Here is a 14,560-nt window from a genome sequence, read left to right as displayed (position 1 = left end):
GCAGGCGGAGACGGAGTCCGGGAACGGCACAGCCGCCCCGGGGGGCTCGGCACGGCACGCTGAAGCCAGCGGCCGGCTCGGACCCGTCCGTCCCGCGCGCTGTCTCCCATCCGGACTGTCTGGGCGCGGACGAACCGCCCCCAACCGTCGGCCCCGGATTTTCACCAGGTCCACCGGGCGGCCAGAGCCGTCCGGGTCGCGGGCTGACCACGGTTGGACCGTGGATCACCGCCGGTTCGGAATTTCACCGAGTCCCGCCAGCGCGTGGTGGGTTATACGGGCAGTCTTACACGCCGATGCGGGTGCGCCGCCACCTAGGCGAGGTACTTCACAGCGGGATCACGCGTCAGGTGACGCCGCGACGCCGGTCCACTGCCACGTACGAGCCCGGCTGGCTCTTGGCGACCGTCTTCATCTCCGAGGCCACCGCGATCGCTTCGAGGGGGTCGGTGAACCGCTTGCCGGCGTCGGAGAGGGACACCCCGATGGAGAGCGTGACCAGGGCGGCGCGCCGGATGTTGCCGCGCCGGTCCTTCAGCTCTACGAAGCCGCGCTCACGGTCGGTCGCGTCGTAGAGCGTGTCGGCCGACTTCTCGAAGTCGACAACCGCACGGGACGTCAGCGGGCGCACCTGGTCCGGGGCGCAGACGATGACGAAGTCGTCGCCACCGACGTGACCGAGGAAGGCCGGTGGCAGCCCCACCGCCACCACCGCCCGGTGCAGGCTGCGGGCCAGCGCGGAGATGAAGTCGTCGCCGCGGACGAAGCCGTACCGGTCGTTGACGCTCTTGAACCGGTCGATGTCGATGTAGCCGACCGCGTAGTCGACACCGTGGCGGACCCGGTCGCTGATCTCCCGACGGATCCGGCTGTTGCCGGGCAGCCCGGTCAGCGGGGAGACCTCCCGGAACTCCTTGTTGCGGCGCAACGTGGACGAGACCCGGGCCACCAGCTCGGCGGTGTCGAACGGTTTGACCAGGTAGTCGTCGGCGCCGGCGCTGAGACCGTGCACCTTGTCCACCGTCATGCCCTTGGCGGTCAACATGATCACCGGAATGGCGGAGGTCATCGGGTCGGCGCGCAGCCGCCGGGTCAGCTCCAACCCGTCGATCCGGGGCATCATCAGGTCGATCACCGCCAGGTCCGGACGCTGGCGTTCGATGACCTCGAGCGCCTCCTGACCGTCGCTGGCGTGGATCACCTCGAAGCCGTGCAGCCGCAGGTTGAACTCGACGAAACGAGCGATGTCCTCGTCGTCGTCGACGACGAGGATGATGTCCTTACGGTCGTCGTCGGAGTCCACCTCAGGCGCCTGGAGCCGCGCGTGCCGCCAGTGCCCGCAGGTGCCGTACGGCCTCCGCCGGGTCGGCGGCGCCGTACACGGCGGTGCCGGCCACGAACGCGTCGGCGCCCGCGGCGGCGGCCTGCTCGATGGTGTCGGCGGCGATGCCGCCGTCCACCTCGATGCGCAGTTCCAGGTGCCCGGCCGAGATGTGCCGGCGGGCGGTACGAACCTTGTCCAGCAGTTGCGGGATGAACCGCTGCCCGCCGAAGCCGGCCTTGATCGTCATGATCAGCAGGGTGTCGAAGCTGGGCAGCAGGTCGAGGTACGGCTCGATCGGGGTGTCCCGGTCGATGGCCAGGCCAGCCTTCGCACCGGCCGAGCGCAGGTCCTTGGCCAGCGCCACCGGGTCGTCGGACGCCTCGGCGTGGAAGGTGACGTTGTACGCCCCGGCGTCCGCGTAACCGGGAGCCCAGCGGCGCGGATCCTCGATCATCAGGTGCACGTCGAACGGCATCGCGGTGACAGCCCGCAGGCTCTGCACGACGGGCAGCCCGATGGTCAGGTTCGGCACGAAGTGGTTGTCCATCACATCGACGTGCAACCAGTCCGCAGCGTCCTCGACGGCACGGACTTCTTCGGCGAGGCGGGCGAAATCGGCGGCCAGAATGCTCGGCGCGACGATCGGCGGCGGTACGGTCACGTGGTCAGTGTACGAACGTTGCGGCCCGCAACCCGCATCGCGGCACCAACAGGGACGCGCTGTGACCCAGCAGTGACCAGTGGTGCAGAATTGGTCGCTCCGGACCGCCGATTCCGGACGAACAGACGTCATTGGCTGGCCGATCGACGGAAAGGCGACGACACTCCAACCGGGACTGTGCCGTAGGCTGCACGCCCGCCGGGGTCTCGCCGCGGGGCGCGGTGACCGGCCGCCAGCTCCCGGAAGGGCGGACGATGCGACGGTGGCTTCCAGCGCTGGCGCTGGCCGGCGTCACCACGATGCTGCTGGCCGGCTGCGCGCCGGCGCGAGGCGCGGACGGTGATCTCACCGACGACTGGCCGGCGCTACGGGTCCCGAAGCCGTTCGCTCCCGCCGCCGACACCTGCCTGCCCCGGATCATCCCGGTCGTGCAGGCCAGCACCTACGAGACGGTGGACTGCGCGCGCAGCCACCTGGCCGAGACCATCCACGTCGGCACGTTCGTTGGGCCCGACGCGCTGACCGAGGCCCGGCCCGAGCCCGGGTCGCCGGCGCTGCGCACCGCCCGCGCCGAGTGCGACCAGCGGGCCCGGGAGGTGCTCGGCGGCGACTGGCACACCGCCCGGCTGGCGCTGTCGCTCGCGTTGCCGTCCGCACCCGCCTGGTCCGGCGGCGCGCGCTGGTTCCGCTGCGACCTCAGCGAGACCGGCAGCATCGACAACACCCGCCCGGTCAACCGCACCGGCAGCCTGCGCGGCGCGTTGATCGGCGACAACCCGCTGACGCACCGCTGCTTCGACCCGAAGCTGATCGGCGACAACCTCAACTACATGGCGCCGGTGCTCTGCACCGAACCGCACCGCGCCGAGTTCGTGGGCGTCTACGAGGAGCGGGACATGAGCTGGGCCGACTTCAAGAAGTCGCCCGCGCAGGCGCACCAACGCTGCATGCAGTTGATCGCCGAGTTCGCGTCCGTGCCGAACAACAGCGACCTGCCGTACCGGGCCGGGTCCATCTACTACCCACCGTCGCAACGCGAGTGGGAGGAGGGTGACCGGGGCGTTCGGTGTTTCCTGTGGAGCGACGACCGCAAACTCACCCGCTCGATGCGGGGTGCCGGCCCGGAGGGACTACCGGCGATCTGAACATCGGTGCCGTATGCTGCTGCGCCGTGGCGCTACCGACCGGCGAGGTCCGGCCGGAGGCCACCAGCGGCGGGAGGTCGGGGATGCGACGGTGGTTGGCGGCGTTCGCCGGGGGTGCGGCCCTGACCCTGGCACTGGCCGGGTGCGGCGCACCCGCCGGAGTCGACACTGACCTCATCGACGACTGGCCGGCGCCCGTCGCGGCGCAGCAGTTCGTTCCCGCCGCCGACGTCTGCCACCACTCCTCCCAGCAGGTCGGCTTCCTGAGCGGTTACAACCCGATGCCGTGCACCGAGGCCCACCGGGTGGAAACCATGCACGTCGGCACCCTCACCGGCCCGGGCGCCGAGCGCGACGCACCGCCGCAGGCCGGGTCGGTGGGCATGCGGGCCGCGCAGAGCGCCTGCGACACCGAGGTCAACAAGGCGCTGGGCGCCGACTGGCGGTCCGGGCGACTCGGCGTGACAGTCGTGCTGCCCTCGCCGCAGGCGTGGTCGGGCGGGGCCCGCTGGTACCGCTGCGACGTCACCGAGATCGCCAGCATCGACGACACCGCCGTCGACCTGCGCACCGGCAGCCTCCGGGGCGCACTGTCCGGCGCGGCGCCACTGGCGTACCGCTGCTTCAACCCGAAGCTGGTCAAGGACGACGTCGACGAGATGGTGCCGGTGTCCTGCACCGCCAAGCACCACGCCGAGTTCGTCGGGGTCTGGCAGGCGCCGGACGTCACCTACGCCGAGTTCTCCCGCACCATCAAGCGCACCCACCGTGCCTGCCAGTCGATGATCGCCAAGTACGCGAAGGTGCCGGACAACTCCCAGCTCGACTTCCGCGCCGGGACGATCTACTACCAGCCGTACGAGGAGGAGTGGAAGAACGGCAACCGTGGCGTGCAGTGCTTCCTCTGGATCTCCGACCGCAACCTCACCCGCTCGATGAAGAACGCCGGCAACAAGGGCCTCCCGGTCACCTGAGCGCCCCTGAGCTGAAGGAAGGGCCCCGAGGGGCCCTTCCTTCGCGCGTCGGGTGTCGGTGCGACTCAGCCTCGGCGCAGGACGGCGAGGAACATCGCGTCGGTGCCGTGGCGGTGCGGCCAGAGCTGCACGGTCGGCCCGTCGCCCAGACCGGGCATGCCGGCCGGCAGCAGCGGCCGGGCGTCCACGAAGTCCACAGCGACCCCGCTACGGCGGGCCGCCTCGGTCACCGTCACGTGTGTCTCGACAGTGTGCGGCGAGCAGGTGACGTAGGCGACCAGCCCACCTGGGCGGACCGCCCGCAGCGCCGCGCCGAGCAACTCCCGTTGCAGCCGGGTCAGCGGCGGCAGGTCGGACGGCTGGCGACGCCAACGCGACTCCGGCCGGCGGCGCAGCGACCCCAGCCCGGTGCACGGGGCGTCGACCAGCACCCGGTCGAAGTGCTGCTCCGGCAGCTTCGGGTCGCCGCCGACCTCACGGCCGTCCATGGTCAGCACGGCCACCGGCAGGTCCCGGGTCGCCAGGGAGACCAGCCGGGCACGGTGCTCGGCCACCTCCACCGCTGTCACCCGGGCACCACGTTGCGCGGCCAGCGCGCCGAGCAGCCCGGCCTTGCCACCCGGGCCGGCGCACAGGTCCAGCCAACGCCCGTCCGGGCCGTCCAGCGGCGCGTCGGCGAGTGCGGCGGCCACCAGCTGGGAGCCCTCGTCCTGGACGTGGGCCCGACCGTCGACCACCGCCGGGATGTCGCCCGGCGCTCCGCCGGGCAGATAGACGGCGTACGGCGAGAAGGCACCGGGCGCTCCGCCGACCTGGTCGGCCAACTCGACCGGGTCGATCAGCCCCGGCCGCGCGCACAGGTGCACCGGCGGGCGCTCATTGTCCTCGATCAGCAGGCGCTCGGTCTCACCCAGATCACCGTCGAGCGCCTCGGAGAACGCCCGCACGATCCACTGCGGGTGGCTGTACGCCAGTGCGAGGTGCCCGACCGGGTCGGTCTCCCTCGGCGGGGCGAGCTTCGCCACCCAGGCGTCCGCGTCCCGGGTGGACACCTCGCGCAGCACCGCGTTGGCGAAGCCGGTGGCACCCGGTGCGACCGAGCGGACCAGGTCCACTGTCGACGAGACGGCGGCGTGCGCCGGCACCCGGGTGTGCAGCAGCTGGTACGCCCCGAGACGCAGCGCGTCACGCACCGGCGGGTCGATCCGGGCCACGTCCCGGCCGGCCGCGTCGGTCAGGATCGCGTCCAACGTGCCGAGGTGGCGCAGGGTGCCGTAGGTCAGTTCGGTGGCGAAGGCCGCGTCCCGACCGAACAGCCCCTCCTCCCGCAGGATCATGGGCAGAACCAGGTTGGCGAACGCGTCGTCGCGGTGCACCGCGGCAACCGCCTCGTACGCCGCACGACGCGGTCGGTCCAGTGGTGGCCGGACCGGCCGGCGGTCCCCGCCACGACCCGCGGGCGGGCCGGAGCGGGTGGGGCGGGTGCCCTCGGGGGCTGTCACGCGAAGTCCTCTCCAGTGCCGACGCGGACGCCGCGCGCCCAGTCGGTCGCGCCCATTGCCCGCTTGCCCGCGGCGCGGACCTCGCCGAGGCGCACCGGCACTGTCGCCGTGCCGCTCAGCACCCGGGACTTCTCCACCAGCAACTCCCCCGGCTTCAACTCTGGGCCGTCGGGCACCGGCACGACCGGGCCGAGCTTCACCCGCTCGCCCCGGAAGGTGGTCCAGCTGCCCGGGGCCGGGGTGCAGGCCCGGATCCGACGGTCCACGGCGAAGGCCGGATCGCTCCAGCGCACCCGGGCGTCGTCCACAGTCAGCTTCGGCGCCAACGACACCCCGTCGGCGGGCTGCGGCTCGGCCCGGGCGGTGCCGTCGGCGATCGCGTCGAGCACCGCCACCAGCAGACCGGCCCCGGAGTCGGCGAGCCGCTCCAGCAGGTCGCCGGAGGTGTCGGCGGCCCGGATCTCGTCGGTCAGGGTGCCGTAGACCGGGCCGGTGTCCAGGCCCTCCTCCAACTGGAAGACGCTGGCACCGGTCAGCTCGTCGCCGTGCAGCACGGCGTGCTGCACCGGTGCGGCACCCCGCCACGCGGGCAGCAGCGAGAAGTGCAGGTTGATCCAGCCGTGCCGGGGGATCTCCAGGGCGGCCGGCGGCACCAACGCGCCGTAGGCCACCACCGGCACGCAGTCCGGCGCGAGCGCGCGGAGCCGGTCGAGGAACTCGGGGTCGCGGGGACGGGCCGGCGTGAGCACCTCGACGCCGTGCTCGTCGGCCCACTCGCCGACCGGGGACCGGGACAGGCCACGCCCGCGGCCGGCGGGCGCGTCGGGCCGGGTGACCACGGCGACCAGCTCGTGCCGGGAGGCGGCGACGGCGGCCAGGGCGGGAACGGCGACGGCCGGCGTGCCGGCGAAGATCACGCGCATCCGGTCACCGACCCAGACCGAACGGGTCGCTGAGGTGCGGGCTGAGCTTCACCGTGGGCGGGGCCGCCGCGTCGTACCACTCGGCCTGGCGGATCGCCTTCATGGCCTCCTTGCGCCCGGCGGCGTCCAGCCGGTCGAGGAAGAGCACACCGTCGAGGTGGTCGGTCTCGTGCTGCACACAGCGGGCCATCAGGCCGCTGCCGACGATCTGCATCGGGTCGCCGAACGAGCTGAAGCCCTTGGCGATGACGTTCTGGCGGCGCTTGGTGTCGAAGTAGAGCCCGGGGATGGACAGGCAGCCCTCCGGGCCGTCCTGCTCCTCCTCGTCGGGGAACTCGAGGACGGGGTTGACCAGGTGCCCGAGCACGTCGTCGACGTCGAAGGCGAACACCCGCAGGCTCACACCGAGCTGCGGGGCGGCCAGGCCGGCGCCGTTCTGCTCACGCATCGTGTCGGTGAGGTCGGCGACGAGCCGACGCAGCTCGGCGTCGAAGTCGACCACCGGATCGGCCGGCGTGCGCAGCACCGGATCCCCAAACAGACGGATGGGCTGGACGGTCACGCGGGGTGGCTCCTTCATGGGTCGGACGGGGATGCCGTACCAGTCTACGGAGTGCCCCGCCACGTGCCGGCCGGCGTACCTCGATCGGCGACGGCCGGTGTGCCCAGTGTCACCAGCAGGCTCTCGTAGCCACGCAGGGTGAGTCGGGTCCGGTGCCGGGGCTGCTCGGCCAGTGCCAGCTCGGGGAGGCGGCGCAGCAGCATCGGGAAGGCCAGTTGCGCCTCCAGCCGGGCCAAGCCGGCGCCGAGGCAGTAGTGCGGGCCGGCGCCGAAGGACAGCGGGTGCGCCTGGGCACGGGTCGGGTCGAAGCGCTGTGGGTCGGGAAACCGGCGCGGGTCCCGGTTCGCCGCGCCGAGCAGCAGCAGCGTCGTGCTGCCGGCCGGGAGGTCGAGCCCGCCGCAGCGCACCGGCGCCGTACTGGTCCGGGTCGTCAGCTGCACCGGCGAGTCGTAGCGCAGCAGCTCCTCGACGTACGCCGGGGCGAGCGCGGGATCGGCGCGCAGCTCGGCGGCGGCGGCCGGGTGGTCCAGCAGCACGACGAGACCGTTGCCGAGCAGGTTGGTGGTGGTCTCGAAGCCGGCCACCAGCAGCACCACCAGGTTGGCCAGCAGTTCGTCGCCGGTGAGCCGGTCGCCGTCGGCGTCGTGCACCTGGACCAGCGCGGTGGTCAGGTCGTCGGCCGGTGCCCGCCGCCGGGCGACGATCAGCTCGACGAAGTAGTCGCGCAGCTCGGAGGCGCCCGCGTCGGCGACCGTCAACTCCTCGGGGGTTATCTCCGGCTCCAGCACCCCGGTCAGGTCACCGGCCCAACGGCGGAACAGCGGCCGGTCGGCGGCGGGTACGCCGAGCAGCTCGCAGATCACCCCGACCGGCAGCGGGTACGCGAAGTCGGCCAGCACGTCGACCGGAGCGCCGTCCTCGGCCCGGGAGACGATCGCGTCGAGCAGTTCCTCGGCCTGCGCCCGCACCACGTCGCGCATCCCGGCGATCCGGCGGGGGCTGAACGCCCCGGCGGCCAGCCGACGCATCCGGCTGTGGTCCGGCGGGTTGGTGCGCAGCATGGACCGGGCGATCGACGACACGGCGGGGCTGTCCCGCCAGTTCGGCCAGACCTCGTCGCGCAGCGGGTCGTCGAGCACCCCGAGGCGGGGGTCGCGCAGCAGCTCGTCGGCCTCCGGGTAGCCGGTCACCACGTACATGCCCGGCATCGCCTGCACCACCGGCCCATGGGCGCGCAGCCGCTCGTACGTCGGGTACGGGTCGACGCGTCCCTGCGGCGACATGAGCAGTGTGAGCGCTTCGGCAGCCTCCATGGCTGGCCTCCCCCGTCGATGCGTCGGAGGTTCCATCATCCCGGTGCGGCCGCCATCCGGCAGCCCTCGGCGCCGTGCAGTCGACGTCGAGCACAGGCGCCGACGACTCAGGCGCCGGCGCCCAGAGCTCAGGCGCTGGCGGCCGGGTCCCCGGCGAGCACCGCGTCACCGCGGAGCAGCGCGGGCTCAGGCAGCGGCAGCTGGATCTTGTGAGCCGCCTCCCAGTCGTAGATCAGGCCGGGGCGGACCTGGGCGGCGAAGTAGTCGATCGCCGTCATCCCACCCACGACCGGCTCGTCGACCTCGGCGACCAGCTGGGCGGGGACCATGGAGAACCCGTTCTGGAGGGCGGCGCTGAGGCGGCGGTGACCGTCGACGACGAAGAAGTACTCGCCGGTGAACCCGATCTTCAGGGGTTCGAGGGCCTCGTCGCCGGCCTCGGCCACGTCGCCGACGAAGTCGGTGTCCCACAGACCGCGCAGCGTGGCGATGTCCTCGGTCGGGTAGACGCGGGCCGGGTCCAGCAGCAGCAGCGGCGGGCCGTCACGCAGCACCTCGGCGCCGAGCTTCCCCTCGTACGCGGCGACGATGTGCTCGATCACCTCGGTGGCGGACGCCCGGGTGGTGTCGCAGATCAGGTCGTAGTTGCGCAGCCGGGCCTTGTCCACGCCGTATCGGATGATGAACCGGCTGCGCTCGCTCACGCTGCGCTCACGAAGCTTGGCCTTGGCCTCCTCCAGGGAGGCGTAGCTCTCCGCCGGGCCGGACGGTCGGGCGAGCACCCGACGGGCCGCCTCGCCCGGCTCGGTGATCATGTGGACCTTGAGCGCGTCAGTGAAGAAGTGCCAGGCCAGCCGGGAGTCCATGACCAGGCGCTCACCGGAGGCGGCGATGTCCCGCTGGAGCTGGTCGACGTAGCCGTCGACAGCCTGGTCGAGCTCGGCGTGCAGGTTGAGCTGCAACGCGGTCATCTGCCGCTGCTGCGCCATCTCCCGGTAGAGGTCCCCCACACTGACCCGGCGCATGCCGAGCCGCTTGGCGATCTCGACCGACACGGTGCTCTTGCCGCTGCCGAGGTCGCCGTTGAAGACGATCGATTGTCCAACGGTCACGACTGGTCCACCCCTGATCACCGGATCATTGACATCATCGACATCGCGCCCGAGCAACGCGTTACCGCCATTGTCGCGCCATCCTGCGGCGGCCCCGACTCGGCGCGTCCGACGCTCCGTCGCGACCTGGAGCCGCCGTACGCCTCGGCATGACGGGCGATGCTACCACTCTGACGCCACCGCCCTGCCGGACGCGGTGTGCGGGCGACCACCCGACGGACGGGCTGCGGCACCGCCGGCACCGGCGGAAACTTCTCAGAAGAGGCTCAACGGATCGACCTGGAGACGGACCGGGTCGGCGGCCTTGCGGGCGGCACGAACACCGGCAGCCGAGTGCAGCGCCTCGGCGAGCGCGGCAGCTCGGGCCCGGGGCACCCGGACCAGCATCCGCTCCCGGCCCTCCTCGGCCGGCACCGGCCCGAGCACCTCGGCGTCCGCGGGCAGCCGGGCAGCGGTGAGCAGGTCCGCCACCGCCTCGGCCGGGCCGGTGACGCTCGCCATCCGTACCGCCGGCGGGAAGCCCAGCTCCCGGCGCTCGGCCAACTCCCGGCCGGCGAACCAGGCCGCGTCCCAGCGCAGCAACGCCTGCACCGGGGCGAGCGCGCCGTCGGCGACCACCACCACCCGGCCGGCCGGCGCCGGGCGGGCCAGCGCCGCAGCGGCCAGCCAGCGCCGGAGCGCCTCCTCCCCGGCCCGCAGGTCGGCCCGGGTCAGCAGGGCCCACGAGTCGAGCAGCAGCACCGCGCCGTAGCCGCCCTCGGCGACCGGCTCCGCACCCGGAGTGGCCACCACCAGGGCCGCGCCGCCGGGCACGTCGGTCAGCACCTCCTCGCGCCCCGAGGTGCGCACCGGGACATCGGGAAACGCCCGGCCCAGTTCCTCGGCGGTCCGCCGGGCACCGGTCACCGCGGCCCGCAGCCGCCGCCCACCGCACTCCGGGCAGGCGTACGCGGCGGCCACCCGCGCACACCACCGGCAGGCCGGGGTGCCGCCGGCCGAGGGCAGCGCGAGCGGGCCGGCGCAGTGCGCGCAGCGCGCCGGGGTACGGCAGTCCTCGCAGGAGATCGACGGCAGGTAGCCGCGCCGGGGCACCTGCACCAGCACCGGATGGTCCTGCCGGAGGGCGTCGCGGGCGGCCGTCCAGGCCAGGCTGGGCAGCCGGGCGGTGGCGGCCCCGGGGTCGCGGGCCAGTTGGGGGTCGTCACCGGTCGGCGCGATGGCCGGGATACGGGCCCGCACGGTCGCCCGGTCGGCGACCACCTCCCGCGCCCAGCCGGTCTCCAGCAGCAGTTGCGCCTCGGAGGTCCGGGCGTACCCACCGACCAGCGCCCCGGCCTCGGCGAGCTGGACGCGGGTGAGCAGCACGTCACGGGCGTGCGGGTAGGGGGCCCGGGGTTCGGAGTGCAGGTCGTCGCCGTCGTCCCAGATGGCGACCAGGCCGAGCCGGTCCACCGGGGCGAACATCGCCGCCCGGGTGCCGATCACCACCGGCACCTGGCCGCGGCGGGCGGCGAGGAACGCCCGGTAACGCCGGGCCGGCCCGAGCGCGGCGGAGAGGCTGACGTGCCGTCCCGGACCGAGCACGCTGGTGAGCGCGGCGTCCAGCCGGTCGAGATCACGGGCGTCGGGCACCACGACGACCGCGCCGCGCCCCCCGGCGACGGTGGCGGCCACCGCGTCGGCGTAGCGGGCCGCCCAGTCCTCGCCGGGCAGCGCCGACCAGACCGCCCGCGGTGCGCGGCCGTCGGTGAGCGCGCGCAGCAGCGCGGGGCCGCTCGGGTAGTCCCGCCATCCACGAGGGTCAACCGCTGCGGCCTCGGCGACGGCCGTCGGGCCGGGTTCGTCGTCGCGGGCCTCCTTCTCCACCCGCGCGTGCCGGGGCGGCACGGCGAGCCGGAGCACGTCGGCGAGGTTGCCCGCGTACCGGTCGGCGACCGCCCGGGCCAGCCGGGCGACCTCGGGCGCCAGCACCGGTTCCGGCGAGACCACCTTCTCCAGGTACGCGAGCCGGCCGGTGTGCCCGGAGTCGTCGGCACGGGACAGCAACCACCCGTCGACGAGCTGCCCGGCGAATCGCACCTTCACCCGGGTACCGGGCACCGCCACCTCGTCCAGCTCGGCGGGCACCAGGTAGTCGAACGGGCGGTCCAGGTGTGCCAGCGGGACATCCACGCAGACGCGCGCGACCGGCGACCCATCCGCGGGTCGCCGGTCGCTGTGCCTGGTGGCGGTCAGGCTCCCGCGGCCGACTTGAGGTCGGCGGCCCGGTCGGTGCTCTCCCAGGTCAGGTCCGGCAGCTCCCGGCCGAAGTGGCCGTACGCGGCGGTCTGCTGGTAGATCGGGCGGAGCAGGTTGAGGTCCCGGATGATCGCGGCCGGGCGCAGGTCGAACACCTCGGTGACGGCCTTCTCGATCGAGGACACCGGCACGGTCTCGGTGCCGAACGTCTCGATGAACAGGCTCACCGGGTGCGCCTTGCCGATGGCGTAGGCGACCTGCGCCTCGCACCGCTCGGCCAGGCCGGCGGCGACCACGTTCTTGGCGACCCAGCGCATCGCGTACGCGGCCGAGCGGTCCACCTTGGACGGGTCCTTGCCGGAGAACGCGCCACCGCCGTGCCGGGCGTACCCGCCGTAGGTGTCGACGATGATCTTGCGGCCGGTCAGGCCGGCGTCACCCATCGGGCCACCGATCTCGAAGCGGCCGGTCGGGTTGACCAGCAGCCGGTAGCCCTCGGTGTCCAACCCGAGGCTCTCCAGCTCCGGCGCGATGACGTGGTCACGCACGTCCGGGGTGAGCAGCGAGTCCAGCGAGATGTCCGCGGCGTGCTGGCTGGACACGACAACGGTGTTCAGCCGGACCGGGCGCAGCCCCTCGTACTCGATGGTGACCTGGGTCTTGCCGTCCGGGCGCAGGTAGGGGATCGTGCCGTCCTTGCGGACCGCGGCGAGCCGGCGGGCCAGCCGGTGGGCGAGGGCGATCGGCAGCGGCATCAGCTCGGGCGTCTCCGAGCAGGCGAAGCCGAACATCATGCCCTGGTCGCCGGCGCCCTGCGCGTCCAGCGCGCTCTCCGACGCCCCGGTACGCAGCTCGAAGGCGTTGTCCACGCCCTGCGCGATGTCCTCGGACTGCGCGCCGATGGAGACGCTGACCCCGCAGGAGGCGCCGTCGAAGCCCTTCTTCGACGAGTCGTAGCCGATGTCGAGGATGGTCCGGCGGACGATCGTCGGGATGTCGGCGTACGCCTTGGTGGTCACCTCACCGGCGATGTGCACCTGGCCGGTGGTGATCATGGTCTCCACCGCGACCCGGCTGTGCGGGTCCTCGGCCAGCAGCGCGTCGAGGATGCCATCGCTGATCTGGTCAGCGATCTTGTCCGGGTGGCCTTCCGTGACCGATTCGGACGTGAAGAGACGGCGTGTCACGGCACTCCTAAGCGTGTGAGGTCGTTCCGCGGCAGTCTAATCACCACTGCGGCCGGTGTCGGGATCGGTCGCGCCGTTTACCACTCGTCAGGAACTGCCGGGCAGCCGCGCCACGACGAGATCCCAGACGGTGTCGGCCACGGCCTCCTTGGCCTGCTCGGGAAGCCGGCTGACCGAGCCGTCCGCCCCGATGACCGTCACCGTGTTGGTGTCGGCGCCGAACACCTTGTCGGGGCCGACCTCGTTGATCACGATCAGGTCGGCCCGCTTCCGGGCGAGTTTTGCTCTGCCGTTGGTCTCGGCGTCGCCGGTCTCGGCGGCGAACACCACCAGCAGCTGCTCCGGTCGCTTGCGCTGGCCGAGCTCCGCTGCGATGTCGGGGTTCGTGACGAGCTCGATGGTGGGCGCGACACCATCGTCCGACTTCTTGATTTTGCCAGCCGCGTACGTCGCCGGGCGGAAATCGGCCGGAGCCGCCGCCATCACCACCGCGTCGGCGTCGACGGCGGCCTTCACCGTCGCCTCCCGCAGCTCGGCGGTGGTGCCCACCCGGATCAGGTCGACGCCGGCGGGGTCGGGCAGGGAGACGTTCGCCGCGATCAGGGTGACCCGGGCGCCCCGGGCCACGGCGGCGCGGGCGAACGCGTAACCCTGCTTGCCCGAGGAGCGGTTGCCCAGGAAACGGACCGGGTCCAGTGGCTCCCGGGTGCCACCCGCGGTGACGACCACCCGACGGCCGGCCAGGTCGGCGGGGGCGACGTCGCCCCGGGCCAGCACCTGACGGGCGATGGCGAAGATCTCCGCCGGGTCGGGCAGTCGCCCCTTGCCGGTGTCGACGCCGGTGAGCCGGCCGACGGCGGGCTCGATGACCCGGACGCCCCGGGAGCGCAGCGTGGCGACGTTGGCGACGGTCGCCGGGTGCTCCCACATCTCGGTGTGCATGGCGGGGGCCAGCAGCACCGGGCAGCGGGCGGTCAGCAGGGTGTTGGTCAGCAGATCGTCGGCGAGCCCGTGCGCGGCCTTGGCGAGCAGGTCGGTGGTGGTCGGCGCGACCACCACCAGGTCGGCCTGCTTACCGAGTCGGACGTGCGGCACCTCGTGGACGTCGGTCCAGACGTCGTCGGCGACCGGCTGGCCGGAGAGTGCCGCCCAGGTCGGCGCCCCGACGAACCGGAGCGCCGACGCGGTCGGCACGACACGGACCCGGTGACCTGATTCGGTGAAGAGTCGCAGCAGCTCACACGCCTTGTAGGCGGCGATGCCGCCGCCAACCCCGAGGACGATCGAGGCGGACATCGGCCGGCGAGTGCTTACGGCTGGTCGGTCGGCTCGGCGGTGAGCAGGCCCGAGTTGATCTCGCGCATGGCGATGGAGAGGGGCTTCTCCTGCGGGGTGGTCTCGACGAGCGGGCCGACGTACTCCAGCAGACCCTCACCGAGCTGGCTGTAGTAGGCGTTGACCTGGCGCGCGCGCTTGGCGGCGAAGATGACCAGCGCGTACTTCGACGTCGTCTTCTCGAGGAGCTCGTCGATCGGCGGGTTGGTGATGCCTTCGGGGTTGGCGATGGATCCCACGAATTAACCTCTGCGTCTTTCGAGCCGCGCGGACGCGGTGCTGAG

General features: G+C 72.9%; 13 protein-coding genes and 1 riboswitch. Of the genes, 2 read left to right on the top strand and 11 right to left on the bottom strand.

Annotated features, from left to right (window positions below):
- Nucleotides 1–94 precede the first annotated feature (94 nt).
- A riboswitch (FMN riboswitch) is annotated at nucleotides 95–266 on the bottom strand.
- An 80-nt stretch (nucleotides 267–346) separates the two neighbouring features.
- Together GA0070619_RS07970 and rpe are read right to left on the bottom strand one after the other, a co-directional pair.
- Nucleotides 347–1,303, bottom strand: coding sequence for a response regulator (locus GA0070619_RS07970; RefSeq protein ID WP_088947473.1), 957 nt, complete (start codon nucleotides 1,301–1,303; stop codon nucleotides 347–349).
- 1 nt (nucleotide 1,304) lies between these two features.
- Nucleotides 1,305–1,985 carry a ribulose-phosphate 3-epimerase gene (rpe, locus tag GA0070619_RS07965; RefSeq protein ID WP_088947472.1) on the bottom strand — a complete coding sequence of 227 codons (681 nt, stop codon included), beginning with the start codon at nucleotides 1,983–1,985 and terminating at the stop codon, nucleotides 1,305–1,307.
- Nucleotides 1,986–2,239: 254 nt separating this feature from the next.
- Here rpe and GA0070619_RS07960 point away from each other — a divergent pair, with 254 nt between their 5' ends.
- Nucleotides 2,240–3,130, top strand: coding sequence for a septum formation family protein (locus tag GA0070619_RS07960; protein ID WP_088947471.1), 891 nt, complete (start codon nucleotides 2,240–2,242; stop codon nucleotides 3,128–3,130).
- An 83-nt stretch (nucleotides 3,131–3,213) separates the two neighbouring features.
- The gene (locus tag GA0070619_RS07955) at nucleotides 3,214–4,104 is read left to right on the top strand and encodes a septum formation family protein (RefSeq protein ID WP_088947470.1); all 891 of its coding nucleotides are present in this window, start codon (nucleotides 3,214–3,216) and stop codon (nucleotides 4,102–4,104) included.
- Nucleotides 4,105–4,169: 65 nt separating this feature from the next.
- Here GA0070619_RS07955 and GA0070619_RS07950 read toward each other — a convergent pair whose 3' ends face one another.
- The 9 genes from GA0070619_RS07950 to rpoZ all read right to left on the bottom strand — a co-directional run bounded on the left by GA0070619_RS07950 (nucleotide 4,170) and on the right by rpoZ (nucleotide 14,515).
- The gene (locus GA0070619_RS07950; protein WP_414855631.1) at nucleotides 4,170–5,648 is read right to left on the bottom strand and encodes an RsmB/NOP family class I SAM-dependent RNA methyltransferase; all 1,479 of its coding nucleotides are present in this window, start codon (nucleotides 5,646–5,648) and stop codon (nucleotides 4,170–4,172) included.
- The gene (fmt, locus tag GA0070619_RS07945; RefSeq protein WP_088947468.1) at nucleotides 5,603–6,529 is read right to left on the bottom strand and encodes a methionyl-tRNA formyltransferase; all 927 of its coding nucleotides are present in this window, start codon (nucleotides 6,527–6,529) and stop codon (nucleotides 5,603–5,605) included. The genes GA0070619_RS07950 and fmt overlap by 46 nt, the downstream gene beginning before the upstream one ends.
- A gap of 4 nt (nucleotides 6,530–6,533) precedes the next feature.
- Nucleotides 6,534–7,091 (bottom strand): peptide deformylase, encoded by a 558-nt coding sequence (gene def / locus GA0070619_RS07940; protein WP_088947467.1) that lies wholly within the window; start codon nucleotides 7,089–7,091, stop codon nucleotides 6,534–6,536.
- A gap of 44 nt (nucleotides 7,092–7,135) precedes the next feature.
- A complete protein-coding gene (locus tag GA0070619_RS07935; protein ID WP_088947466.1) occupies nucleotides 7,136–8,404 on the bottom strand; it encodes a cytochrome P450 in 1,269 nt (422 codons plus the stop codon).
- A 128-nt stretch (nucleotides 8,405–8,532) separates the two neighbouring features.
- Entirely contained in the window at nucleotides 8,533–9,516 is a 984-nt protein-coding gene (locus GA0070619_RS07930; protein ID WP_088947465.1) for an AAA family ATPase, read from the bottom strand.
- Nucleotides 9,517–9,771: 255 nt separating this feature from the next.
- Complete coding sequence (locus GA0070619_RS07925; protein WP_088951632.1) at nucleotides 9,772–11,751, bottom strand: primosomal protein N'; 1,980 nt, start codon at nucleotides 11,749–11,751, stop codon at nucleotides 9,772–9,774.
- A complete protein-coding gene (metK, locus tag GA0070619_RS07920) occupies nucleotides 11,748–12,941 on the bottom strand; it encodes a methionine adenosyltransferase (protein ID WP_088947464.1) in 1,194 nt (397 codons plus the stop codon). Before metK ends, GA0070619_RS07925 begins: the two co-directional genes overlap by 4 nt.
- Nucleotides 12,942–13,028: 87 nt before the next feature.
- Nucleotides 13,029–14,237 carry a bifunctional phosphopantothenoylcysteine decarboxylase/phosphopantothenate--cysteine ligase CoaBC gene (gene coaBC, locus GA0070619_RS07915; RefSeq protein ID WP_088947463.1) on the bottom strand — a complete coding sequence of 403 codons (1,209 nt, stop codon included), beginning with the start codon at nucleotides 14,235–14,237 and terminating at the stop codon, nucleotides 13,029–13,031.
- Nucleotides 14,238–14,251: 14 nt separating this feature from the next.
- Complete coding sequence (gene rpoZ, locus GA0070619_RS07910; protein WP_030335666.1) at nucleotides 14,252–14,515, bottom strand: DNA-directed RNA polymerase subunit omega; 264 nt, start codon at nucleotides 14,513–14,515, stop codon at nucleotides 14,252–14,254.
- Between the last annotated feature and the right edge of the window lie 45 nt (nucleotides 14,516–14,560).

The organism is Micromonospora zamorensis (assembly GCF_900090275.1).
Classification (GTDB): Bacteria; Actinomycetota; Actinomycetes; order Mycobacteriales; family Micromonosporaceae; genus Micromonospora; species Micromonospora zamorensis.
Note: the sequence above shows the minus strand (reverse complement) of the source record. Positions and strands in the feature narration are given on the sequence as shown.

Excerpts from the sequence above, each read along its gene's own strand:
- GA0070619_RS07935 (WP_088947466.1), bottom strand. The coding sequence starts at position 8,404 with ATGGAGGCTGCCGAAGCGCTCACACTGCTCATGTCGCCGCAGGGACGC.
- GA0070619_RS07960 (WP_088947471.1), top strand. The coding sequence starts at position 2,240 with ATGCGACGGTGGCTTCCAGCGCTGGCGCTGGCCGGCGTCACCACGATG.
- coaBC (WP_088947463.1), bottom strand. The coding sequence starts at position 14,237 with ATGTCCGCCTCGATCGTCCTCGGGGTTGGCGGCGGCATCGCCGCCTAC.
- fmt (WP_088947468.1), bottom strand. The coding sequence starts at position 6,529 with ATGCGCGTGATCTTCGCCGGCACGCCGGCCGTCGCCGTTCCCGCCCTG.
- GA0070619_RS07955 (WP_088947470.1), top strand. The coding sequence starts at position 3,214 with ATGCGACGGTGGTTGGCGGCGTTCGCCGGGGGTGCGGCCCTGACCCTG.